Annotated in this window: 16 protein-coding genes and 1 pseudogene; 11 read left to right on the top strand and 6 right to left on the bottom strand. The window is 66.1% G+C overall.

Features of this window, described 5'->3' with window-relative positions:
* Window positions 1-175: 175 nt before the first annotated feature.
* Entirely contained in the window at window positions 176-4,009 is a 3,834-nt protein-coding gene (locus ARTH_RS13435) for a multifunctional oxoglutarate decarboxylase/oxoglutarate dehydrogenase thiamine pyrophosphate-binding subunit/dihydrolipoyllysine-residue succinyltransferase subunit (protein WP_043429882.1), read from the bottom strand.
* 310 nt (window positions 4,010-4,319) lie between these two features.
* Between ARTH_RS13435 and ARTH_RS13430 the strand changes: the two genes are divergently transcribed.
* From ARTH_RS13430 to ARTH_RS13405, 6 genes are all read left to right on the top strand, one after another.
* A complete protein-coding gene (locus ARTH_RS13430) occupies window positions 4,320-5,798 on the top strand; it encodes a GuaB1 family IMP dehydrogenase-related protein (protein ID WP_011692485.1) in 1,479 nt (492 codons plus the stop codon).
* 361 nt (window positions 5,799-6,159) lie between these two features.
* Window positions 6,160-7,497, top strand: coding sequence for a hemolysin family protein (locus tag ARTH_RS13425; protein ID WP_011692484.1), 1,338 nt, complete (start codon window positions 6,160-6,162; stop codon window positions 7,495-7,497).
* On the top strand, window positions 7,494-8,564 hold the full coding sequence (locus tag ARTH_RS13420; RefSeq protein ID WP_011692483.1) for a hemolysin family protein: 1,071 nt from the start codon (window positions 7,494-7,496) through the stop codon (window positions 8,562-8,564). Before ARTH_RS13425 ends, ARTH_RS13420 begins: the two co-directional genes overlap by 4 nt.
* 135 nt (window positions 8,565-8,699) lie before the next feature.
* On the top strand, window positions 8,700-9,665 hold the full coding sequence (locus ARTH_RS13415; RefSeq protein WP_011692482.1) for a metal ABC transporter solute-binding protein, Zn/Mn family: 966 nt from the start codon (window positions 8,700-8,702) through the stop codon (window positions 9,663-9,665).
* A gap of 39 nt (window positions 9,666-9,704) precedes the next feature.
* Window positions 9,705-10,541 carry a metal ABC transporter ATP-binding protein gene (locus ARTH_RS13410; RefSeq protein ID WP_011692481.1) on the top strand — a complete coding sequence of 279 codons (837 nt, stop codon included), beginning with the start codon at window positions 9,705-9,707 and terminating at the stop codon, window positions 10,539-10,541.
* The gene (locus ARTH_RS13405; RefSeq protein WP_011692480.1) at window positions 10,542-11,429 is read left to right on the top strand and encodes a metal ABC transporter permease; all 888 of its coding nucleotides are present in this window, start codon (window positions 10,542-10,544) and stop codon (window positions 11,427-11,429) included.
* A 29-nt stretch (window positions 11,430-11,458) separates the two neighbouring features.
* Here ARTH_RS13405 and ARTH_RS13400 read toward each other — a convergent pair whose 3' ends face one another.
* On the bottom strand, window positions 11,459-11,923 hold the full coding sequence (locus ARTH_RS13400; RefSeq protein WP_011692479.1) for a Fur family transcriptional regulator: 465 nt from the start codon (window positions 11,921-11,923) through the stop codon (window positions 11,459-11,461).
* Between the two features lie 120 nt (window positions 11,924-12,043).
* Between ARTH_RS13400 and ARTH_RS13395 the strand changes: the two are divergent.
* Window positions 12,044-12,699: pseudogene (locus tag ARTH_RS13395) on the top strand (MBL fold metallo-hydrolase).
* On the opposite strand, the gene ARTH_RS13390 reads toward ARTH_RS13395, so the two are convergent.
* On the bottom strand, window positions 12,696-13,790 hold the full coding sequence (locus ARTH_RS13390) for a PLP-dependent cysteine synthase family protein (RefSeq protein WP_011692477.1): 1,095 nt from the start codon (window positions 13,788-13,790) through the stop codon (window positions 12,696-12,698). The pseudogene ARTH_RS13395 and the gene ARTH_RS13390 overlap by 4 nt on opposite strands.
* 110 nt (window positions 13,791-13,900) lie before the next feature.
* Here ARTH_RS13390 and ARTH_RS13385 point away from each other — a divergent pair, with 110 nt between their 5' ends.
* The 3 genes from ARTH_RS13385 to ARTH_RS13375 all read left to right on the top strand — a co-directional run bounded on the left by ARTH_RS13385 (window position 13,901) and on the right by ARTH_RS13375 (window position 16,389).
* Window positions 13,901-14,737 carry a sulfurtransferase gene (locus ARTH_RS13385; protein ID WP_011692476.1) on the top strand — a complete coding sequence of 279 codons (837 nt, stop codon included), beginning with the start codon at window positions 13,901-13,903 and terminating at the stop codon, window positions 14,735-14,737.
* A 63-nt stretch (window positions 14,738-14,800) separates the two neighbouring features.
* Window positions 14,801-15,964, top strand: a complete 1,164-nt coding sequence (locus tag ARTH_RS13380) for an NAD(P)-dependent alcohol dehydrogenase (RefSeq protein ID WP_011692475.1) — start codon at window positions 14,801-14,803, stop codon at window positions 15,962-15,964.
* A complete protein-coding gene (locus ARTH_RS13375) occupies window positions 15,961-16,389 on the top strand; it encodes an HIT family protein (protein WP_011692474.1) in 429 nt (142 codons plus the stop codon). The genes ARTH_RS13380 and ARTH_RS13375 overlap by 4 nt, the downstream gene beginning before the upstream one ends.
* Window positions 16,390-16,426: 37 nt before the next feature.
* On the opposite strand, the gene hrpA is transcribed toward ARTH_RS13375, so the two are convergent.
* Both hrpA and ARTH_RS24110 read right to left on the bottom strand, forming a co-directional pair.
* Window positions 16,427-20,407: an ATP-dependent RNA helicase HrpA gene (gene hrpA, locus ARTH_RS13370; protein WP_011692473.1), complete on the bottom strand. Its 3,981-nt coding sequence runs from the start codon at window positions 20,405-20,407 to the stop codon at window positions 16,427-16,429.
* Window positions 20,408-20,551: 144 nt separating this feature from the next.
* Window positions 20,552-20,719: a hypothetical protein gene (locus ARTH_RS24110; RefSeq protein WP_198011511.1), complete on the bottom strand. Its 168-nt coding sequence runs from the start codon at window positions 20,717-20,719 to the stop codon at window positions 20,552-20,554.
* Between the two features lie 81 nt (window positions 20,720-20,800).
* On the opposite strand from ARTH_RS24110, the gene ARTH_RS13365 reads away from it, so the two are divergent.
* Window positions 20,801-21,769 (top strand): GlxA family transcriptional regulator, encoded by a 969-nt coding sequence (locus ARTH_RS13365; RefSeq protein ID WP_043429879.1) that lies wholly within the window; start codon window positions 20,801-20,803, stop codon window positions 21,767-21,769.
* 56 nt (window positions 21,770-21,825) lie between these two features.
* Here ARTH_RS13365 and ARTH_RS13360 read toward each other — a convergent pair whose 3' ends face one another.
* Window positions 21,826-22,128, bottom strand: coding sequence for a protealysin inhibitor emfourin (locus ARTH_RS13360; RefSeq protein ID WP_011692471.1), 303 nt, complete (start codon window positions 22,126-22,128; stop codon window positions 21,826-21,828).

The following is a 22,128-nucleotide window of genomic DNA, read 5'->3' as shown; positions in this document are numbered from 1 at the left end:
ACCTCTTAACCTCAATGTGCAACAAAATTCAGCGTTCCATGGAAACGGGCTCCGGGCCAACTCCGGAGGCTGGCGGCGGGCAACAGCGTCCGGCCCCGCAGCACTGCCGCTTCCATTAAGCAGCGCTGCCCGGCCGGAGTCGCGTATTTCGAGTTCCGACCGGGCAGCGTTCAAGCTACTTCCGAGCAAACGCCTGCTTGAGGAGGGTATCCTGCTCCGCAGCGTGCCGCTTCATGGAACCGGCTGCCGTGGATGCCGAAGCCGGACGGGAAACCAGCTTCACCCGGCGGTCCAGTGCCTCGGGAAGGTTCAGGCCCATGAACGGCCACGGGCCCTGGTTGGCCGGTTCGTCCTGTGCCCACACCACTTCGGCGTTGGGGTACTTGGCGAGTTCGGCAGCGATTTCAGCGGCGGGCAGCGGGTAGAGCTGCTCGACGCGGACGATCGCCGTCGTCTTGTCGCCGGTCTTCTGTCGCGTGGACAGGAGATCGTAGTACAGGCGGCCGGACACCAGCAGCACACGCTCGACGGCGTCTGCCTGCAGCTGTTCGTGCTCGCCGATGACGGGCTTGAACGCACCGGTGGTGAAGTCCTCCACCGAAGAGGCAGCAGCCTTCAGGCGGAGCAACTGCTTGGGCGTGAAGATGATGAGCGGCTTCCGCGGGCGGCTGTACGCCTGGCGGCGCAGCAAGTGGAAGTGCGAAGCCGACGTCGTGGGGTTGGCCACGATCATGTTCTCTTCGGCACACAGCTGCAGGAAGCGCTCGATCCGTGCGGACGAGTGGTCCGGACCCTGGCCTTCGTAGCCGTGGGGCAGCATGAGCACCAGGGAGGAACGCTGGCCCCACTTTTGCTCGGCCGAGGAGATGAACTCATCGATGATGGTCTGCGCGCCGTTGACGAAGTCGCCGAACTGCGCTTCCCACAGCACCAGGGCATCGGGGCGCTCCACGGAGTAGCCGTATTCGAAGCCCATCGCAGCGTATTCGGACAGCAGGGAGTCGTAGATCCACAGCTTGGCCTGGTCATCGGAGAGGTTGCCCAAGGGCAGCCATTCATTGCCGTTGGCGCGGTCGTGGAACACTGCGTGGCGCTGCACGAAGGTTCCGCGGCGGGAATCCTGGCCTGCGAGCCGGACCGGAACGCCTTCCATGATGAGCGAGCCAAAGGCTGCGATCTCGCCGAAGCCCCAGTCGATGCCGCCTTCGCGGGACATCTGTTCGCGCTTCTCCAGCAACTGCTTGAGCTTGGCGTGGACCGTGAAGCCCTCGGGGATCTCGATGTGGGCCTTGCCGATGCGCGCCAACGTCTCTGCGGAGATCGCAGTGGACGCGGGTGCGTTGATGCCGAAGTCCGACTGCTGGGCGCTGGGCCGTTCGATGTCGGACACTGCGGCGGAATCCGCCGTGATGATCGGGATCGGTGAAGTCTGTGCTGCATGGGTCTCGGCGAAGACCCGCTCCAGCCGTTCCTGGTAGTCGCGGAGCAGTTGCTCGGCTTCTTCCTCGGTGATGTCCCCGCGGCCGATCAAGGACTCGGTGTACAGCTTGCGGACCGAGCGCTTGGCTTCGATCAGGTTGTACATCAGCGGCTGGGTCATCGAGGGGTCATCGCCCTCGTTGTGCCCGCGGCGCCGGTAGCAGACCATGTCGATGACAACGTCCTTGTGGAAGCGCTGGCGGAACTCGTAGGCGAGCTGGCCGATGCGGACCACGGCCTCCGGGTCGTCGCCGTTCACGTGGAACACCGGAGCCTGGATCATCTTGGCGACGTCCGTGGAGTAGGTGGAGGAACGCGACGAGGACGGAGCGGTGGTAAAGCCAACCTGGTTGTTGACCACGACGTGGATGGTACCGCCGGTGCGGTAGCCGCGGAGCTGGGAGAGGTTGAGCGTTTCCGCCACCACGCCCTGGCCGGCGAACGCCGCGTCGCCGTGCACCATGATGGGCAGCACGGGGAACGCCTCGCCCTGGTCCAGGCGGTCCTGCTTGGCGCGGACGATGCCTTCAAGGACCGAGTCCACGGCCTCGAGGTGCGAGGGGTTGGCTGCGAGGTAGACCTTGGTCTCCTTGCCGCTGTCCGAGGTGAAGGTGCCCTCGGTGCCGAGGTGGTACTTCACGTCGCCGGAGCCCTGCACGGAGCGCGGGTCCTGGGTTCCCTCGAATTCACGGAAGACCTGTGCGTAGGTCTTCCCGGCGATGTTGGTGAGCACGTTCAGGCGGCCGCGGTGGGCCATGCCGATCGCAACTTCGTCGAGATCGTCGTCGGCCGCGTCGGAGATGATGGCGTCCAGCAGCGGGATCAGTGATTCGCCGCCCTCCAGCGAGAACCTCTTCTGCCCCACGAACTTGGTCTGCAGGAAGGTTTCGAAGGCTTCCGCGGCATTGAGCTTGGACACGATGCGCAGCTGCTCTTCGCGGCTCGGCTTGGAGTACTCGTGCTCCAGCTGGTCCTGGAACCACTTGCGCTCGGCCGGGTCCTGGATGTGCATGTACTCAATGCCGGTGGTGCGGCAGTAGGCGTCACGGAGGACGCCGAGGATGTCGCGGAACGCAAGCATGGGCTTGCCGCCGAAACCGCCGGTGGGCCACTCGCGGTCGAGGTCCCACAGGGTCAGGCCGTAGGTGAGGACGTCGAGGTCCGGGTGCTTGCGCTGTACGTATTCCAGCGGATCCGTGTCCGCCATGAGGTGCCCGCGCACGCGGTAGGAGTGGATCAGCTGCTGGATCCGGGCGACCTTGTTGATCTGGTCCGCCGGGTCGACCTGCAGGTCCGGGCTCCAGCGCACAGGCTCGTACGGGATACGCAGGGACTCGAAGATTTCGTCGTAGAAGTTCTGGGCACCCAGCAGCAGCTGGTGCACGAGCTTGAGGAACTCGCCGCTGCCGGCGCCCTGGATCACGCGGTGGTCATACGTGGACGTCAGCGTAAGGACCTTGCTGATGGCGTTTTGCGCGATGATCTTCTCGCTGGCCCCTTGGAACTCGGCCGGGTAATCCAGCGCGCCGACACCGATAATGGCGGCCTGGCCCTTGGAGAGGCGCGGCACGGAGTGCACAGTGCCGATGCCGCCCGGGTTAGTGAGGGAGACCGTGGTGCCGGAGTGGTCATCGGCGGTCAGCTTGCCATTGCGGGCGCGCTTGATCAGGTCCTCGTAGGTGTGCCAGAACTCGGAGAAGTTGAGGGTCTCCGCCTTCTTGATGTTCGGCACCATCAGCAGGCGGGTGCCGTCCGGCTTGGGCATGTCGATGGCGATGCCGAAGTTCACGTGTGCGGGCTGGACCGCAACGGGCTTGCCGTCCACTTCGTCGTAATAGACGTTCATGGAGGGGAACTGGGACAGGGCCCGGATGACGGCATAGCCGATCAGGTGCGTGAAGGAAACCTTGCCGCCGCGGGCGCGGGCCAGGTTGGAGTTGATGACCACGCGGTTGTCGATCAGCAGCTTGGCCGGAATGGCGCGGACGCTGGTGGCCGTGGGAACTTCCAGGCTGGTGACCATGTTGGAAGCGATGGCCTTCGCCGGTCCGCGGAGGACGGAGACGACGTCCTCTTCCGGAGCGGTGGGGGCCTTGATGTTCTTGGGCAGCTGGGCGGGGATGGGCGGGGTGCCTGCGGTTTCGGGCTTCTTTGCGCCGTCGCGGGCAACAGTGGCAGGTGCTTTCTTCGCCGGTGCTGCAGCCGGAGCTGCCTGCGGCTGGGCGGAAGGGGTCTGGGGGGATGCCGGCTGCGCAGCTGCGGCCGCTGCAGGTTTCGCCGGCGACGATGCCGGTGCTGCCGGAGCGGGAGCTACAACTGGAAGTTCGCGGGTTGCGGGATCTGCGGGAGCCGCTGCACCCGAGGCCCCGTTGGAAGACGCGCTGTCACCGGCGTCGAAGGATTCGAACAGGGGCCACCACTTGGCATCTACCGTGTTCTTGTCCTGCTGGTAACGCTCGTACAGTTCGTCAACGAGCCACTCGTTTCCGCCAAATTCCTCTGGTAGACGGTGGCTAGGCTGCTCTGGCACTTGAAATACGCCTCTTCCATGAGTTTGATTTCCCTCTGGTCGCCTTCGGTGCCTCAGCACAACAATCGAACCAGTTCTCTGCGTCCTGTGAACCCAGACCTTTGCCAGTCTAGTGACGATCCTCCGTTAACTGCCAATAAGGGTGACCCAAATCATGTAGCGGCGAAACTATTGGGCGAATCGGCCCTCGGAGCGACCACTGGAGCTGCGTTGCGAGGCGTCCTTGGCGCTCGTCCCGGCGCCGTCCCGCCGGGGGCCGCGGTCTCGCCTAGACTCGCACTGGGAACACCATTTTCGACGAGGAGCAGCCGTGCGTTTTTTGAGTGAGCCGTCCACCGACCTGACCTACTCGGACGCCTTCCTGGTGCCCTCGCGGTCCGACGTCACCTCGCGGCTGGATGTTGACCTGGCGGCGGACGACGGCACCGGCGCCTCCATCCCGCTGGTGGTGGCGAACATGACGGCCGTGACCGGAAAGCGCATGGCCGAGACCATGGCCCGCCGCGGGGGACTGGCCGTCCTTCCGCAGGACGTTCCGCTCGATGTACTCCGGGACGTCACTGCCTGGATCAAGTCGCGCCACACAGTCTTCGAAACACCCGTCAGCCTGCTGGCCTCCGAAACCGTCATCGACGCCCTCCACCTGATGGGTAAACGGCCCCATGGAGCAGTGGTCGTAATGGACGACGCCGGGAAGGTTGCCGGCGTTGTCCGCGCTGCGGACTGTGACGGGCAGGACCGCTTTGCCTCGCTGGCGTCGGTCATGCGCCAGGCCCTGGTGCTGGATGCCGCCGCCTTCGGTGCCGGGCCGGCGGCGGGAGACGCGGCCCCGGACGGCCGTGACGCTTCCCTGCGAAAAGCTTTCGAGGCCATGGACGCCGCAGGGACGGACTTTGCGCCCGTCCAGCTCGGCGGCTCCCTCGCGGGAGTCCTCACCCGCAAGGGCGCCCTTCGGTCCACCATCTACCGTCCCCTGGTGGACGCGGCGGGGAAGCTCAAGGTGGCTGCCGCCGTCGGAATTAACGGTGACGTGGCCGGCCGGGCAGCGGAACTGCTCGCCGCCGGCGTCGATGTCCTGGTGATCGATACCGCGCACGGGCACCAGCAGAAGATGTTCGACGCCCTGGCGGCGGTCCGCAGCCTGGACCCCGCCGTTCCTATTGTGGCCGGCAACGTCGTAACGGCGGATGCCACCCGGGAGCTGATCCATGCCGGGGCGGACATCGTCAAGGTGGGCGTCGGACCGGGGGCCATGTGCACCACGCGCATGATGACGGCGGTGGGCCGCCCCCAGCTGTCCGCCGTGCTGGAGTGCGCGGCTGCCGCGCGCGCCGCCGGAGGGCGGATCTGGGCCGACGGCGGCGTACGATATCCGCGGGATGTGGCCCTTGCGCTGGCGGCCGGGGCAAGCCAGGTGATGATCGGTTCGTGGTTCGCGGGGACCCATGAAAGCCCGGGGGACCTCCAGGCGGACGCAAACGGCCGCCTTTATAAAGAGAGCTTCGGCATGGCATCGGCCAGGGCCGTGCAGAACCGGAACCAGCGGGAAGGTGCCTTCGAAAAGGACCGCAAGGCACTCTTCGAAGAAGGCATCTCGACGTCACGCATGTACCTGGACCCCGCGCGTCCGGGGGTGGAGGATCTCGTGGACACGATCACGGCAGGGCTGCGCAGTTCGATGAGCTACGCCGGTGCCGCGGACCTCGCCGGTTTCCGCGAGCGCGCCGTGGCCGGAATCCAGTCGGCTGCCGGCTATGAGGAAGGCCGGCCCGTTCCACAGAGCTGGTGACGGATGTGCGCAGCGGAAGCGGTTGGTCCCTGCAGTACGGCTCCTGTGGGCTGTGGCTGCTCCTGTAGACTGAAATTCTTATGGACAGTAAATCTAGGTGCCGGCCTGGGGGCTGTCAGCGGAGCATGAACACCAGCTCCCCGCAGCCCACCCACAGAGCCGGCAAACCCCGTTCACGCGCCCATCACTCTGCAGCAGTCAGCGCCGCAGCCTTCCAGGAAACGGGGTCGGCACCGGCCGACCATCCTCCGCCGGTCCGTCCTCGCCGCAACACCTTCTTCCCCCTGATAGCTCTCTCTCCGGCGCCTGCCGGCTCCCGGAAGCGGATCCCGTTCCCGGGACGGCCGGAGGCAAGCCGCTGATGGAATGGCTACTGCTAGGAGCAGGCATCCTGCTCATCCTCGGTACGGGTTTCTTTGTCGCCGTGGAGTTCTCACTCGTCGCCCTTGACCAGGCCACTGTCCAGCGGGCCGTGGACAGCGGCGACGCCGCGGCCGTGCCGCTGCTCAAGTGCCTTAAATCCCTGTCCACCCAGCTGTCCAGCTGCCAGCTCGGGATCACGCTGACCACCCTGCTGACCGGCTATGTCATGGAACCGTCCGTAGGAAAGCTGCTGGAAGGGCCGCTTACCGCGGCCGGCGTTCCGGAAGCGGCAGCGGCTTCGGTCTCCCTGGTGATGGCCATGACCATCGCCACCCTCCTGTCCATGCTGATCGGCGAGCTCGTGCCCAAAAACATGGCCATTGCACTGTCCTTGCCGATCGGCAAGGCTGTTGCGCGGCCGCAGCTGGTGTTCACCGCCGTCTTCAAGCCCGCGATCATCGTATTGAACGGCTTCTCCAACAAGGTGCTGAATGTCTTCGGACTTGAAGCCAAGGAGGAGATCTCCGGTGCGCGGACACCGGCCGAACTGGCATCCCTGGTCCGCCGTTCCGCCGCCATGGGAACTCTTGACCCGGGCACCGCAAACTTCATTGCCCGGACGCTGAAGTTCTCCGGCCGGACCGCCGCCGACGTGATGACGCCCAGGATCCGGCTCGAAACCATCGGCGCCGCGCAGCCGGTGTCGGACATCATCGATGCCGCCCGGCGGACAGGCTATTCACGCTTCCCGGTCATCGGCGAGTCCGCCGACGACATCCGGGGCCTGGTGCACGTGAAGAAGGCAATCGCTGTCCCCTCGGAACGGCGCGCCAACCTCGAGGCCGGTGCCATCATGACGGACGTCCTCAGGGTTCCCGAGACAATCCACCTTGATGCCCTGCTGGCTGAACTGCGCGAAGGAAACATGCAGCTGGCCGTTGTGCTGGATGAATACGGCGGAACGGCCGGCATCGCCACGCTTGAGGACCTCGTGGAGGAAATCGTCGGGGAAGTCGCGGATGAACATGACAAGGTGCGGCCGGGACTGCTCCAGAGCGCATCGGGGGACTGGTACTTCCCCGGCCTGCTGCGCCCGGACGAGCTGTCCGAACAGATCCCCGGATTGACGGTGCCTGATGAGTCCGCCTATGAAACCGTGGGCGGGTATGTCATGAGCCAGCTCGGCCGGATCGCCGCAGTCGGGGACACCGTGGATGTCGGCGGGGGCACCCTGAGCGTGACCCGGATGGACGGACGCCGGATCGACCGGATCTGCTTCAAGCCTGCCCCGGTCCTCGGCGAAGAACACGCTGCCGGCCAGGGAGGGACGGCATGAGCGACTGGGTAGGAATTATCTGGCTGGTGCTCCTGCTGATCGGAAACGCCTTCTTCGTGGCTGCGGAATTCGCGGTGATGTCCGCGCGGCGGAGCCAGATTGAGCCGCTGGCCGAAGCAGGGTCCCTGCGGGCCCAGACAACGTTGCGGGCCATGGAAAGCGTGTCCCTCATGCTCGCGTGCGCCCAGCTGGGCATCACGGTCTGCTCCCTGCTGATCCTGCAGGTGGCTGAGCCGGCCATCCACCACCTGATGGCCGTGCCGCTGGAAGCCGTGGGCGTGCCGACGGAACTCGCGGACGTTGTGGCGTTCGCCGTGGCGCTCCTGGCGGTGACCTTCCTTCACGTGACCTTCGGCGAGATGGTGCCCAAGAACATCTCGGTCTCCGTCGCGGACAAGGCGGCACTGCTGCTGGCGCCGCCGCTGATGTTCATCGCACGCCTTGTGAACCCGGTGATCGTGGCCCTCAACTGGTCTGCCAACCACATCCTGCGCCTGCTCCGGATCGAGCCCAAGGACGAGGTCAACTCCTCGTTCACCCTGGAGGAGGTCCAGTCCATCGTGCAGGAATCCACCCGGCATGGACTCGTGGATGACGACGCCGGCCTCATCACCGGTGCACTGGAATTCTCCGAGCACACGGCGTCCCGCATCATGGTTCCGCTGGACAAGCTGGTCATGATGCAGTCGCCCACCACGCCGGTGGAGTTTGAAAAAGCCGTCAGCCGCACGGGGTTCTCCCGGTTCCCGATGATGGACGAGGACGGGATGCTTTCGGGCTACCTTCACATCAAGGATGTGCTGTCCATCCCGGAAGCCGGATATGAGCACCCGATTGCGGAAAGCCGCATCAGGTCCCTGGCGAACCTGTCCATGGATGACGAGATCGAGAAGGCGATGTCCGTGATGCAACGCACCGGCTCGCACCTGGCGCGCGTCATCGGACCGGACGGCAACACCAGGGGCGTCCTTTTCCTGGAAGACGTGATCGAACAGCTCGTGGGCGAGATCCGTGACGCCACCCAGGCGAAGGGAATCCGCCGGCTCGGCCAGCGGAACGGCGACTAGGAGTCCGCGGGAGGCTGCACTTGGATGCGGTAGCCCTAAATAGGAATGATTCCTATTTAGGGCTACACTCGTCTTGTTGCTAATGCTCCTGATTCTCATGTGGCAAGTCCAGACAACCAGATCCGAGGTCCTTCCGTGCGCCGTTCCGCAGTCTTCTCCGTCACCGCCCTTGCCGGCCTGAGCCTGGTGCTGTCAGCCTGCAGTACGACGCCGGGCGGCCAGCCGGCAGCTTCCGGCACCATTGAGGTTGTCACCTCCACGAACGTTTACGGTGACATCGTCCGGGAAATCGGCGGCGACAAGGTGAGCGTCAAAGCACTGATCAGCAAGGCCAGCCAGGATCCGCACTCCTACGAGGCCACCACGCAGGACAAGCTTGCGGTCTCGAAGGCCCGGCTGGTGGTTGAAAACGGCGGCGGCTATGACGACTTCATCCACAAGCTGGCCGACGACAGCAACGTGGGCCATGACAACATCATCAGCGCAGTCGAGGTTTCCGGGCTTGCCCCCGAAGAAGAGTCCACGGCCGGGTCCACGGCTGGCGCCGACGACCACGGGCATGCCCACGATCACGGAGCGTTCAATGAGCACGTCTGGTACAGCCTCGATGCCATGACCAAGCTGGCCGACGCCGTCGAAGCCAAGCTCGCGGCGTTGGAGCCGGCCTCCGCAGCAACCTTCCAGGCCAATGCCGCCACTTTCAAAAAAGAGATCGCCGGGCTGAACGCAAAGGTGGCCGGTCTCACCGCAACGGCAGCACAGGCTCCCGTTGCGGTGACCGAGCCGGTCCCGCTCTACCTGATCGAGGCCGCGGGCCTGGTAAACAAAACTCCTGCCGACTACACGGCCGCCATCGAGGAAGATGCCGATGTGCCGCCCGCCGCCCTCAAGGAAGCCACGGAACTGGCCGGATCAAAGGACATCAAGTTCCTGGCGTACAACACGCAGACGGAAGGTCCGCAGACGCAGGCCCTCAGGAAGGCAGCCGAGGCTGCCGGCGTCCCCGTGCTGGACTTCAGTGAAACCCTTCCGGAGGGGAAGACTTACGTGCAGTGGATGGGCAGTAACGTGGACAGCATCGCGCAGGCACTGCAGAAGTAGCCCCGGCGTCACTAGGATGGTGGGGGCGCTTCGCCCCGTATGAATCGAGGATTAAGAACGTTGAAACCGGTAGTGAGCCTCCGCGGAGCCACCCTGAAGTTCGGGAAACGGACGTTGTGGGAGGACCTGGACCTCGATATAAACCCCGGCGAGTTCTTTGCGGTCCTCGGCCCGAACGGCAGCGGCAAGACCACGTTCCTGAAGGTCCTGCTGGGCCTGCAGGACCTCCATTCCGGTACGGCAACGTTGGGCGGGCGCCCGGTGGAGCGGGGCAGTAGGCTGATCGGCTACATCCCGCAGCAGAAATCCTTTGCACCGGATACGCCACTGCGTGCCCGGGACCTCGTGGGACTTGGCGTGGACGGCCACCGTTGGGGACTGCGGCTGGGAGCCGCCAAGGCCAACCACAGGATCGATGAGCTGCTGGACCTGGTGGGGGCCGCTGATTACGCCAAGGTCCCGGTGGGCCAGCTCTCCGGCGGCGAGCAGCAGAGGCTAAGGGTCGCCCAGTCGCTGGCCTCGGATCCTCGCGTCCTGCTGTGCGACGAACCGCTGCTGTCCCTGGACCTTCAGCACCAGCAGGCCGTCAGCGCACTGATCAACGAGCAGTGCCGCAGTAAGGACAGTGCCGTCGTATTTGTCACGCACGAGATCAATCCGATCATCGACTACGTGGACCGCGTCCTCTACCTTGCCGGCGGACGGTTCCGGGTAGGCAGGCCCGCAGAGGTGATGACCACCGAGGTGCTCTCCGGACTTTACGGCAGCAGGGTTGAGGTGATCCGGGCCAACGGCCGGATGGTCGTGGTGGGGCTGCCGGAGGGTGTCACCCACCACCACGAGGACGCACATTCAGTGGCAGGGGAGGTGGGCTAAATGGATTTCGACAGTATCCTGCGTTCCATCTTCAATTTTGACAACTACGGCGAGCTACTGGCCCTGGTCCAGAACTCCCTCTGGGCAGGAGCGCTGCTCGGTCTGTTGGGCGGGCTCATGGGTACGTTCGTGATGAAAAGGGACCTCGCCTTCGCGGTCCACGGAATCTCCGAGCTTTCCTTCGCAGGCGCAGCCTTCGCGCTACTGATCGGAGCCGACGTCGTGTTCGGATCCCTGGTGGGTTCGGTGCTCGCGGCGCTGCTCCTGGGCGTGATGGGAGTCCGTGCCCGGGACAAAAACTCCATCATTGGCGTGATCATGCCGTTCGGCCTGGGCCTGGGCATTCTCTTTCTGTCGCTGTACGAGGGGCGGGCCTCAAACAAGTTCGGCCTCCTGACGGGGCAGATCGTGTCTGTGGATACAGTTCAACTGCAGGTGCTGGCCACGGCCGCGCTGGTAGTGATGATTGCGCTGGTGGCCATCTGGCGCCCGCTCACCTTTGCCAGCGTGGACCCGGAAGTGGCGGAAGCCCGCGGCGTACCTGTCCGGACGCTGGGCATCGGCTTTATGGTGCTGCTGGGAATCAGCGTGGCGCTGTCCATCCAGGTGGTCGGGGCACTCCTCGTGCTCGCCCTGCTGATCACTCCGGCCGCTGCCGCGCTTCGCGTTACCTCATCGCCCCCGCTGGTGGTGATTCTCAGCGTGGCCTTCGCGGTGACCGCCACCGTGGGCGGCATCATGCTGGCCCTCGGCGGCCGGATACCCATCAGCCCCTACGTGACCACGCTGTCATTCCTGATCTACGTTGTGTGCCGGATCGTTGGCGGCATACGGGCCGGACGCGGCCTCAACGGACGCGTCCTCCCAGCAGGGGCGGGCGCCTCTTAGCCGGCGCCGTCCGTCAGCCCGGGCGGCTCTTAGCCGGCGTCGGCCTTGCGGGCCGTGCAGTCCGGACACAGGCCGAAAATCTCCACGGTGTGGGCCACCTCGGTGTAACCGTGCTCCGCGGCGGTCCGCGCAGCCCAGGTCTCCACGGCAGGTGCTTCCACTTCCACGGCCTTGCCGCAGTTGCGGCACAGCAGGTGATGGTGGTGGCCTGTGACGGCGCACCTCCGGTAGACGGCCTCGCCCTCGCCGTTGCGCAGGACATCGACAAGCCCGTCGTCGGCGAGCGACTGAAGGATCCGGTAGGCAGTGGCCAGTGACACCGAGGTGCCCTGGTTCTGCAGCATCCGGTAGAGCTCCTGGGTGCTGACGAAGTCGTCCAGCTCATCCAGGGCGGCGCTCACCGCCAGTCGCTGCTTGGTGACACGCTGCTCCCGGCCGCCGGCGGAAGCCGGTGCGGATAGCTTTGTGCCTTCGGCTTTGGCGCCGTGGGCCATGGATTGACTCGCTTCCCTAAGGGGTGTTGGCAATGTCCAAGATTACCAGCCGGGATTTCACGAACGGGTTCGGGGACGGCTTCGTGGACACTGCCGCGCGGCCCACCCTAGGCTGGCTCCATGAAGCTGACTAAATACACCCACGCCTGTGTCCGGCTCGAGAAGGACGGCCAGGTGCTGGTGATAGATCCCGGCACGTTCTCCGAAACCGGGCAGGCCCTCGAAGCGGCCGGAGCCGTCCTGGTCACCCACGAGCATGGCGACCACATCGATGTACCGGCCATGGTGTCAGCGCTGCGGGACAATGAGTCGCTCCAGGTCTTTGCCCCGGCGGGAGTGGCGGCAAAGCTGCGGTCCGAGGCGCCGTTTGCCGGCCCCCGGATCAGGGACGTCGAACCCGGCGAGGCATTCACCGCCGTTGGCTTCGAGGTTCAGGCGTTCGGCGGCCAGCACGCCCTGATCCACCCCCAGATCCCCGTGGTGGCGAACATCGGGTACCTGATCGACTCCAACGTGTACCACCCCGGGGACTCGTTCGTGATTCCGGACGGGATTGGCGTCCGGACACTCCTTTCCCGGTGCACGCGCCCTGGAACAAAGTGGGTGAGGTGGTGGATTTCGTCATTGGTGTCCGCGCCGCCAAGGCATTCCCAATCCACGACGCCCTGCTCAACGAAACCGGACTCGGCCTGATCGAAGGGCACGTGAAGCGGCTCGGGGCAAAATACGGCACCGAGTACGCGCACCTCTCCAGCGGGGAATCCGTGGAGGTCTAGGCGCGCCATTTTCCGGTATCGAAAAAGTCCCTGATCGCGGCCTCGTGCGGCCTCGGATCCAGCCCGCGCGCCGCCAGCCACTCCTCGTTGTAGTAACTCCCTGCGTAGCGGTCGCCGGCGTCGCACATCAGCGAGACCACGCTTCCCCGCTGTCCCTCCGCGATCATTCCGGCGATCAGCTGCCACACGCCCCACAGGTTGGTTCCGGTGGACGGGCCCGCATGCAGCCCCGCCAGGTCCCGCAGGTGCCGCATGGCCGCCACCGAGGCAGCGTCGGGGACCTGGATCATGTGGTCTATCACGGCGGGCACGAAGCTGGGTTCCATCCGCGGCCTGCCGATGCCCTCGATGCGGGATGGCATACCGGTGCTGAAGCCGGCGACGCCGTCCCGCCAGCCAGGGTAGAAGGCGGAGTTTTCCGGGTCCACAACCGCGAGCTCCGTGTGATGGCGGTGGTAGCGCAGGTAGCGGCCGATGGTGGCGCTGGTTCCGCCGGTGCCGGCACCCACCACGATCCAGCGGGGGACCGGGTGCTCCTCGAGGGCCAGCTGCTGGAAGATGGACTCGGCGATGTTATTGTTGCCGCGCCAGTCCGTGGCGCGCTCGGCGTAGGTGAACTGGTCCATATAGTGCCCGCGGGCGGTGCGGGCAACTTCCTCTGCGGCGGAATACACCTCGGAGGCATGATCCACCAGGAGGCAGGACCCGCCGAACTGCTCAATGAGGGCTATCTTTTCCGGGCTGGTGGTGCGGGTCATGACGGCGACGAACGGCAAGCCAAGGAGCTGGGCAAAGTAGGCCTCCGAGACCGCCGTACTGCCGCTGGAGGCCTCCACGATGGTGGTGTCCTCCCGGATCCAGCCGTTGACCAGGCCGAACAGGAACAGTGAGCGCGCCAGCCGGTGCTTGAGGCTGCCGGAGCGGTGCGTGGACTCGTCCTTCAGGTAGAGCTGGACGCCCCAGTGCTCCGGAAGCGGAACAGAGTAGAGGTGCGTGTCCGCCGACCTGTTGTTTTCGGCGTTGATCCTGCGGACGGCTTCATCCGCCCACGCCCGGTCCTGTTTGCCCGGCCGGTTGCCTATTTTGTTCACTAATTCAGCCTACCCGGGAGAGGGGTCGTCCGCGGATACAGTGGGTACCGGCTGCCCGTCCGCGTTGTGCGCCGGCCGGACAGCCTGTCATCCGAACCAAAGGAGATTTGATGAACCCCCTGATGGACGTGTCCGCGCTGAACCACCGGATGACCTCCGGCGGGCGCACCGTTCTGCTGGATGTGCGCTGGGCGCTGGGCGATCCCCACGGCCGCGAACACTATCTTGAGGCGCATATTCCCGGCGCTATCTACGTCGACCTGCCTACCGCGCTGGCGGGTCCGGCGGACCCTTGCCAGGGCAGGCATCCCTTGCCGCCGCTGCAGCAGTTCCAGGAATCGGCGCGGTGCTGGGGAATCCGGGACAACGACGTCGTGGTCGCCTATGACGACACAGGCAGCACTGCTGCCGCCAGGCTGTGGTGGATGCTGCGTAACGCCGGGATGTCCACGGTGTTCCTGCTCGACGGCGGCCTGTCCGCCTGGCGGGCGGCCGGATACCCCGTGGAGGGCGGCCTCGAGCAGGCCTCGCTGGGTGACGTCACGCTGACCGACGGAGCGATGCCCGTGATCGACGCGGCCCAGGCCGCGCAGTGGCCCGGGAGGGGAGTCCTGCTGGACGCGCGGGCGGGGGAGCGCTACCGCGGCGAGGTCGAACCGGTGGATCCGCGGGCAGGACACATTCCGGGCGCTGTGAGCGCCCCCACCGCCGGAAACATTGGAAGCGACGGACGGTTCCTGCCGCCGGAGGAGCTGCGCGGGCGTTTCACCGCCCTGGGCGTCAGTCCGGATGTGCCCACCGCTGTCTACTGCGGCTCCGGCGTCACCGCCGCGCACGAAATAGCCGCACTGGAAATCGCCGGCTTTCCGGCTGCACTGTATCCAGGCTCCTTTTCGCAGTGGTCCAATGACCCCGCCAACGAGGTGGCTACGGGAGCGGCTCCCTAAGGCTGGCGCCGCAAGCACCGCTCCGATTGGAGCACCGGCCGGCGGCGGGGGTAGCGTCTGAGGATGACTCCCGGACGCCCCGTACCGCCGCCCCTCGCCAAGCCGCTCCCCGGCACCCCGCCGCTCCAGGGCTCAAGCCAGCCGGCGCCGCCGCGGCTGGCCGCGGCCTACGGGGCCACGGCCGCAGGCGGCGGACTGGTGCCACTGACCGTCGCCCGCCGGGCCCCGAAGGACGACGACGTCGAGATCGCCATTGAGTTCTGCGGCCTCTGCCACTCGGACGTGCACGCAACGCGCGGCGAGTGGGGCGCGCAGAAATACCCGCTGGTGCCGGGCCACGAAATCGTTGGCCGCGTCAGCCGGGTAGGCCCCGCCGTCGACGACTTCGCGCCGGGCGACCTCGTGGGCGTGGGATGCATGGTGGATTCCTGCCGTGAATGCGACAGCTGCCTCGACGGGCTGGAGCAGTACTGCGAAAACGGCATGACCGGCACCTACGGAGCGGTGGATGCCCGCAACGGCGGCGTCGTCACACAGGGCGGCTACGCCACGTCCGTGGTGGTGGACCGCCGCTACGTGCTGCGGGTTCCGGAAAACCTTGACTCCGCCGCCGTCGCACCGCTCCTCTGTGCCGGCATCACCACCTATTCCCCGCTGCGGCATTTCGGCGTTGAGGCCGGAGACGTTGTGGGGGTGGTGGGGCTCGGCGGACTGGGCCACATGGCCGTGAAGCTCGCCAAGGCGATGGGTGCCGAGGTGAAGGTGTTCACCACATCGGAGTCGAAGGTGGCCGCGGCCCGCGAGCTTGGCGCTGACGGCGTCATCCTGTCCCGCGACGAAGCGTCCATGACGGCCGCGGACCGCAGCATCGACGTCATCATCGACACGGTGGCGGCTCCGCATGACCTCAACCCCTACTTCCGGACCCTGCGCCGGGACGGAGCGCTCTTCCAGCTGGGCCTGCCTTCAGGCGCCATGCCGGCAGTCAACCCGGGGACACTGGTCCGGCGCCGGATCTCCTACGCGGGCTCACTCATCGGAAGCATCGCCGAGACCCAGGAGATGCTGGACTTCTGTGCCGGACACGGCGTCGTCTCCGACGTCGAGGTGGTGCGTGCGGAGCAGCTGAACGAGGCCTATGACCGTATGGTGGCAGGCGACGTCAAGTATCGTTTTGTCCTGGACACCAGTACCCTCGGAACCCCTTCGGAAAAGGCAGACGCATGAGCACCGTTTTCACCAAGATCATCAACGGCGAGATCCCCGGACGCTTCGTCTGGCGGGACGAGGACGTGGTGGCCTTCCTGACCATGGGCCCGCTTGCTGACGGCCACACGCTGGTTGTTCCCATTGAGGAAGTGGACCGCTGGACGGACGCGCCGCCCGCCCTCCTGGCCCGCGTGATGGAAGTAGCCCGGAAGATAGGCGCCGTCCAGGTCGATGTATTTGATGCTGCACGGGCCGGACTGATCGTGGCCGGCTACGAGGTCAACCACCTCCACGTCCATGTGTGGCCGTCCAACTCCATGGCCGACTACGACTTCGGCTCGGTGGACCAGAACCCGGACCCCGCGCAACTGGACGCCAATGCCGAAAAGCTCCGCCAGGGGCTACGCGAGGCCGGCCACGGCGATCACGTCCCCGTCGCCTGACGGTCGGGTCCCGGCCGCCGGAGTTCCCCGGCGGCCGCTACGCCGGGGCCAGAGCCTTGTTCAATACCGCCCGGATCCGCTTCTCGGAGACCGAATAGGCTGTCCCGAGTTCGACGGCGAAGAAGCTCACCCTCAGCTCCTCGATCATCCAGCGCACCTGCGTTAACTCAGCGCCCGCACGCCGCCCGGGCAGAAGCGCCGAAACGGCGTCATCGTAGTCGTCTTCCAATGCCTGCACCGCGGCCATGTGCAGGGCATCCCGCTGGACGTTGCCGGGCAGTTTCTCCAGGCGCTTCTCAATCGCGGCCAGGTAACGCGGCAGCTGGCTGAGTTGGGCGTAGCCCGTGCGTGCCACAAAGCCCGGGAAGACGAGTTGCTCGAGCTGGCTCTTCACATCGTTGAGTGCGCTGATAAGGGCCAGGCTCGTGGTGCCCTTCAGCTGCTTCTCGATCCGTCGCGTGCTGGCAAGGATGCGCTCGACTACCGCGGTGACCGTGAACACTGTGTCGATGAGTTCGGCCCGGACCTGTTCGTACAGGGCCTTGAAGGACGCCTCGTCCCACGGCAGTTCGGCCGGCGTGAGCTTGTCGATCGCGGCCAGCGCGCAGTCCGCGATCAGGGCGGACACCGAACCGTGCGGATTCTGGCTGAAAGTCAGTTTCTCGGTGTTGTTCAGGTGCTCCAGGACATACCGGTCCGGCGCGGGCACCTTCAGCACGAGCAGGCGGATGACGCCGCCGCGCATGGCCTGTTCCTGTTCGGAGGGGGTCTGGAACAGCCGCAGTGCAACGGACGTGCCCTCGTCGACCAAAGCGGGGTAGCCGGTGACGGTGTGTCCTTTCACCATGCCCTGGACCTGTCGCTGGACGGTTCCGAAGGTCCAGTCCGTCAGCCCCGCCTTCTCCGCGAAGCCGGGTGCGACAGCACCGTTTGGGGACGGCGTGAAGGTGCCGGTGTTCTTCGGTGCCTCCGCCGACTTCCTGCCCTGTGCACCCTTCGGGGCTGTCGTCACTGGGGTTGCCCCCAGGGATTCGGCGATCGCCCGCCGGGTGGCCGGGGCCAGCCGTTCCTGCAGTGCCGCGAGGTCCTTGCCCTCATCCAGGACCTTGCCCTGGGCATCAACCACGCGGAAGCTCACCCTGAGGTGGGCGGGCACCGCATCCCAGTTCCACGAACCCGGCGGAATGACCTGTCCGCGGATCCGGCGGAGGACCAGTTCCAGTGAAGGTTCGAGATCGTCGGCGGTCGGATCGAAGTCCGCCTCCAGTGCCGCCACCGCCTGGCGGGCGACGTCCGGGGCGGGCACGAAGTTCTTCCGCACCTGCTTGGGCAGCGACTTGATCAGGGCCGTGACCAGTTCCACGCGCTGGCCGGGGATGAGCCAGCGGAAGGCGGCGTCGTCGAGCTGGTTCAGGAAGAGCACCGGAACCTCGGCGGTGACGCCGTCGGACGGGTTGGGCGGCGAGCCGGGCGCCACCGGATGGAATTCGTAGCTCAGCGGAAGCTCGAAGCCCTTGTGCAGCCAGGTTTTCGGGTAGGCCGAATCATCCAGCGCGTCGGCGTCTTCGCTGATCAGCAGGGACTGGTCGAAGTCCAGCAGGGCGGGGTCCTGCTGGCGTGCTTCCTTCCACCACTTGTCGAAGTGCCGCTCCGACACCACGTCCTTGCCGATCCGGGCGTCGTAGAACTCGAAGAGTGTCTCGTCGTCCACCAGGATGTCCCGGCGCCGCATCCGCGCCTCAAGCTCTTCGATCTCCTGGAGCAGGGCACGGTTGCGGTGGAAGAACTTGTGGTGGGTCTGCCAGTCGCCCTCGACGAGGGCATGCCGGATGAAGAGTTCCCGGCACAGCTCCGGATCCACCTTGCCGTAGTTGATCCGGCGGCTGGGGATGATGGGCACTCCATACAGGGTGACCTTTTCGTGGGCCATCACGGAGCCCATCTTCTTGGACCAGTGCGGCTCACTGTAGCTGCGCTTGACCAGGTCCGGCGCCACCTGTTCGGCCCAGAGCGGATCGAATTTCGCGGCGACGCGGGCCCACAGCCGGCTCGTTTCCACCAGCTCGGCGGCCATCACAAAGGTGGGGGACTTCTTGAACAGCGCCGAGCCTGGGAAGATCGCGAAGCGGCTGCCGCGGGCGCCGGCGTATTCGCGCTTGCGCTCGTCGAGAATGCCGATGTGGCTCAGCAGGCCGGAGAGCAGGCTTATATGGATTCCCTCATGGTTGCCCACGGGGTCGGCCAGCCGCTTGTTGTCCAGGCTGATGCCCAGCGGGCGGGCAAGCTGACGAAGCTGGGCGAAGAGGTCCTGCCATTCCCGCACCCGCAGGTAGTTGATGTACTCGGCGCGGCAGAGCCGGCGGAAGGCCGTGGAGGACAGTTCCTGCTGCTTCTCCTGGAGGTAGTTCCAGAGGTTCAGGAAACCGGTGAAGTCCGAGTTCTCGTCCCGGAACCGCGCATGCTTCTCCGCGGCGAGCTGCTGCTTGTCGGTCGGGCGCTCGCGCGGGTCCTGGATGGTGAGCGCAGCGGCGAGGATCATGACCTCGCGGACGCAGCCGCGTTTGCCCGCCTCAACGATCATCCGGCCCAGCCGCGGGTCCACCGGCAGCTGGGCGAGCTTTTGCCCGACGGCGGTCAGTCCGCCGCCGTTCCTGCCAGCGGCAGCGCCCGCGGCGCCCTGCGGACGGGCGGCGCTCAGGGCGCCGAGTTCGCGCAGGAGCGTGACGCCGTCGTTGATGGCGCGTGAATCCGGAGGCTCCACGAAAGGGAAGTTCTCCACGTCCTTGGGCCCGCGGGCCACCCCCATGGCGGTCATCTGCAGGATGACTGCCGCGAGGTTGGTGCGCAGGATCTCCGGGTCGGTGAACTGCGGCCTGGACTCGAAGTCGTCTTCCGAGTAGAGCCGGATGGCGATGCCGTCGGACACGCGGCCGCAGCGGCCGGAACGCTGGTTGGCCGAAGCCTGGGACACACGTTCGATCGGCAGCCGCTGCACTTTGGTCCGGTGGGAGTAACGCGAGATGCGCGCCGTGCCGGTGTCCACAACGTACTTGATGCCGGGCACGGTGAGGGACGTCTCAGCGACGTTGGTGGCCAGCACGATCCGTCGTTTGCTGCCGGGGTGGAAAACCTTGTGCTGTTCCTGCAGGCTCAGCCGGGCGAAGAGGGGGAGAACCTCCGTGCCGGCCAGCCGCCGGTTGGACTGGATCCGGGCGTTGAGCGCTTCGGCGGCGTCCCGGATTTCGCGCTCGCCGGAGAAGAAGATAAGGATGTCGCCCGGCGCTTCGAGCGCCAGCTCGTCGACGGCGTCGCAGACGGCGTCAAGCGGGTCACGGTCCTCCTCGAGTTCGTCGTCGGAGGCCGCGACAGCTTCGTCATCGTCTCCGCTGCCGGGCACCCCGCCCGCCGGCTGGGACAGCGGCCGGTACCGGATTTCCACCGGGAATGTCCGTCCGGACACCTCGATGATCGGGGAGGGCTCCTCCTCGGTGCCGAAGTGCTTGGCGAACCGTTCGGGATCGATGGTGGCGGAGGTGATGATGATTTTCAGGTCGGGGCGCTGCGGCAGGATCCGCTTGAGGTACCCGAGGATGAAGTCGATGTTGAGGCTTCGCTCGTGGGCCTCGTCGATGATGATGGCGTTGTACTTGCGCAGCAGCTTGTCCCGCTGGATTTCCGCCAGCAGGATGCCGTCCGTCATGAGCTTGACCTTGGTGGACCGGCTGACCTCGCCGGTGAAGCGGACCTGGAAGCCCACCTCCTGGCCGATCTCGACGCCGAGTTCCTCGGCAATGCGCTCCGCCACGGTCCGGGCCGCAAGGCGGCGCGGCTGGGTGTGGCCGATCAGTCCGTTCTCGCCCAGGCCCAGTTCCAGGCACATCTTGGGGATCTGGGTGGTCTTGCCGGAGCCGGTCTCGCCGGCGATGATCGTCACCTGGTTGGCCGCGATGGCGGCCATCAGGTCCTCGCGGCGCTCGGAAACCGGCAGCTCGGCGGGGTAGGAAATATGAAAAGTCATGGCTGGACACAGTCTACTGCGGCCGGGGCCGGCTGCTGCGTTCTGTTGTCCTACGGCGAAGGACCCGGCCCATAGGCGGGCCGGGTCCTTCCTTGTTCTTGTGCCCGCTGTCCGGGGTGAAACGGAATCCGGGCGTCACCGCTGTCAGTAGTTCCGCAGGGTGTAGCTGATGCTTGGCAGGTCCAGCGCGGACCAGTCCTGCTCCGAGCGTTCGGGAGGAGTGTGGCCCCGACCGTCTTTGAGGAGTGCGGCGATGGTGGCCGGAAGGACGATGAGCAACAGGACGATGAGTACAACTCCGAAGGTTTCCATGCCTCTATGTTTCTCCCGTTACCTTCGGCAGAACAGTGGCAGAAATGCCCAAAAAGCTCTAATTTCTGCCACAATGGAAGCATGCTCAACTCAGTGGCAGTGATTGTCGTACCCAACTTCTCCATCTTCGAGTTCGGGACCGCCTTCGAGGTGTTCGGCATTGACAGGTCGGCGCGGGGGAGCGGTGTGCCGGCCTTCGATTTCCGGGTCTGCACGCCGGAGCCGGGTGATGTCCGGCTCAAGTCAGGGCTGACCATGCACGTCGACCTGGGCCTGGAGGCGGCTGCGGATGCCGACCTGGTGATCATGGCTCCCTACGGCCATGACCAGGACGTCCCTGAAACGGTGCTGGATGCGCTGCGGGCCGCCCATTCGCGCGGAGCCTGGGTGATGTCCATCTGTTCGGGCGCTTTTGCCCTGGCGCGTGCCGGCCTGCTCGACGGCCGCCGCTGCACCACGCACTGGCACTTTTCCCGGGAACTGGCCAGCCGCTACCCGGCGGCGCTGGTGGACGAGAATGTCCTGTACGTACAGGACGGCCGGATCATCAGCAGCGCCGGGACCGCGGCGGGCATCGACGCCTGCCTCCACTTGGTGCGCGTGGAACTCGGAGCCGGCGTGGCAGCGAGCATCGCCCGCGACATGGTGGTCCCGCCCCACCGCGACGGCGGGCAGGCCCAGTTCATCGACCGGCCCATTCCGTCCTGCGGGTCACAGCCCATGGAGGAACTGCTGCAGTGGATGGTCCGGAACCTCGAACACGACCACACAGTCAATGAGCTCGCGGCGCGGGTCCACATGTCGCCGCGGACTTTCGCGCGCCGCTTCCGGGCCGAAACTGGCGCCACGCCTGCTGCGTGGCTCAACTCCCAGCGGGTGCTGCGGGCGCAGGAGTTGCTGGAATCAACGGAGCTCAACATCGACGAGATTGCCCGGGAGGCGGGGTTCGGCCATTCCGTGCTGCTCCGGCACCATTTCGGCAAAGTGCTGGCGACGAGTCCGCAATCCTACCGGCGGGCCTTCCGCGGCCACCTGGAACCCGCCGTCTAGCACCCGGCACCTGAAGACAGGGCGGGTGGGGCAGGGCACGTGAAGACGGGGCGTTGCTAATCCGGACGGCGCTCGCCGTTCCTTGCAGCCTCGGCCGCTGCCCTGGTGTTGTCGACAAGGACGCGCCACGGGCCGGTGACGGCCTGTTCCGGGAGGGTGGCGCGGTGCTGGCCGGCTTTGATCGAATACATAAACCGGTCCGGCTGGCCGCCCGCCTCGGCCGTGCGCGGCACGGCGTCCCACGGGCAGGCCTCCACAAGCGGCTCCCAGCGGCTCTTGTCGGTGGGGGTCGTGGCCTGGATGCTCCACACCCGCTTGAGCGCAGCAATCCCGCCGCTGCGCTGGACAGTGATCTTCAT

This window comes from Arthrobacter sp. FB24 (assembly GCF_000196235.1).
Taxonomy (GTDB): domain Bacteria; phylum Actinomycetota; class Actinomycetes; order Actinomycetales; family Micrococcaceae; genus Arthrobacter.
The sequence above is the reverse complement of the archived record's forward strand: the minus strand, read 5'-3'. Positions and strand labels throughout refer to the sequence as shown.

Bases quoted from the DNA above. Each gene is read 5' to 3' on its own strand.
- ARTH_RS13360 (WP_011692471.1), bottom strand. From the start codon at position 22,128: ATGAAGATCACTGTCCAGCGCAGCGGCGGGATTGCTGCGCTCAAGCGG.
- ARTH_RS13365 (WP_043429879.1), top strand. From the start codon at position 20,801: ATGCTCAACTCAGTGGCAGTGATTGTCGTACCCAACTTCTCCATCTTC.
- ARTH_RS13405 (WP_011692480.1), top strand. From the start codon at position 10,542: ATGGATTTCGACAGTATCCTGCGTTCCATCTTCAATTTTGACAACTAC.
- ARTH_RS13385 (WP_011692476.1), top strand. From the start codon at position 13,901: ATGAACCCCCTGATGGACGTGTCCGCGCTGAACCACCGGATGACCTCC.
- ARTH_RS13375 (WP_011692474.1), top strand. From the start codon at position 15,961: ATGAGCACCGTTTTCACCAAGATCATCAACGGCGAGATCCCCGGACGC.
- ARTH_RS13400 (WP_011692479.1), bottom strand. From the start codon at position 11,923: ATGGCCCACGGCGCCAAAGCCGAAGGCACAAAGCTATCCGCACCGGCT.
- ARTH_RS13425 (WP_011692484.1), top strand. From the start codon at position 6,160: ATGGAATGGCTACTGCTAGGAGCAGGCATCCTGCTCATCCTCGGTACG.
- ARTH_RS13410 (WP_011692481.1), top strand. From the start codon at position 9,705: ATGAATCGAGGATTAAGAACGTTGAAACCGGTAGTGAGCCTCCGCGGA.
- ARTH_RS13380 (WP_011692475.1), top strand. From the start codon at position 14,801: ATGACTCCCGGACGCCCCGTACCGCCGCCCCTCGCCAAGCCGCTCCCC.
- ARTH_RS24110 (WP_198011511.1), bottom strand. From the start codon at position 20,719: ATGGAAACCTTCGGAGTTGTACTCATCGTCCTGTTGCTCATCGTCCTT.
- ARTH_RS13420 (WP_011692483.1), top strand. From the start codon at position 7,494: ATGAGCGACTGGGTAGGAATTATCTGGCTGGTGCTCCTGCTGATCGGA.
- hrpA (WP_011692473.1), bottom strand. From the start codon at position 20,407: ATGACTTTTCATATTTCCTACCCCGCCGAGCTGCCGGTTTCCGAGCGC.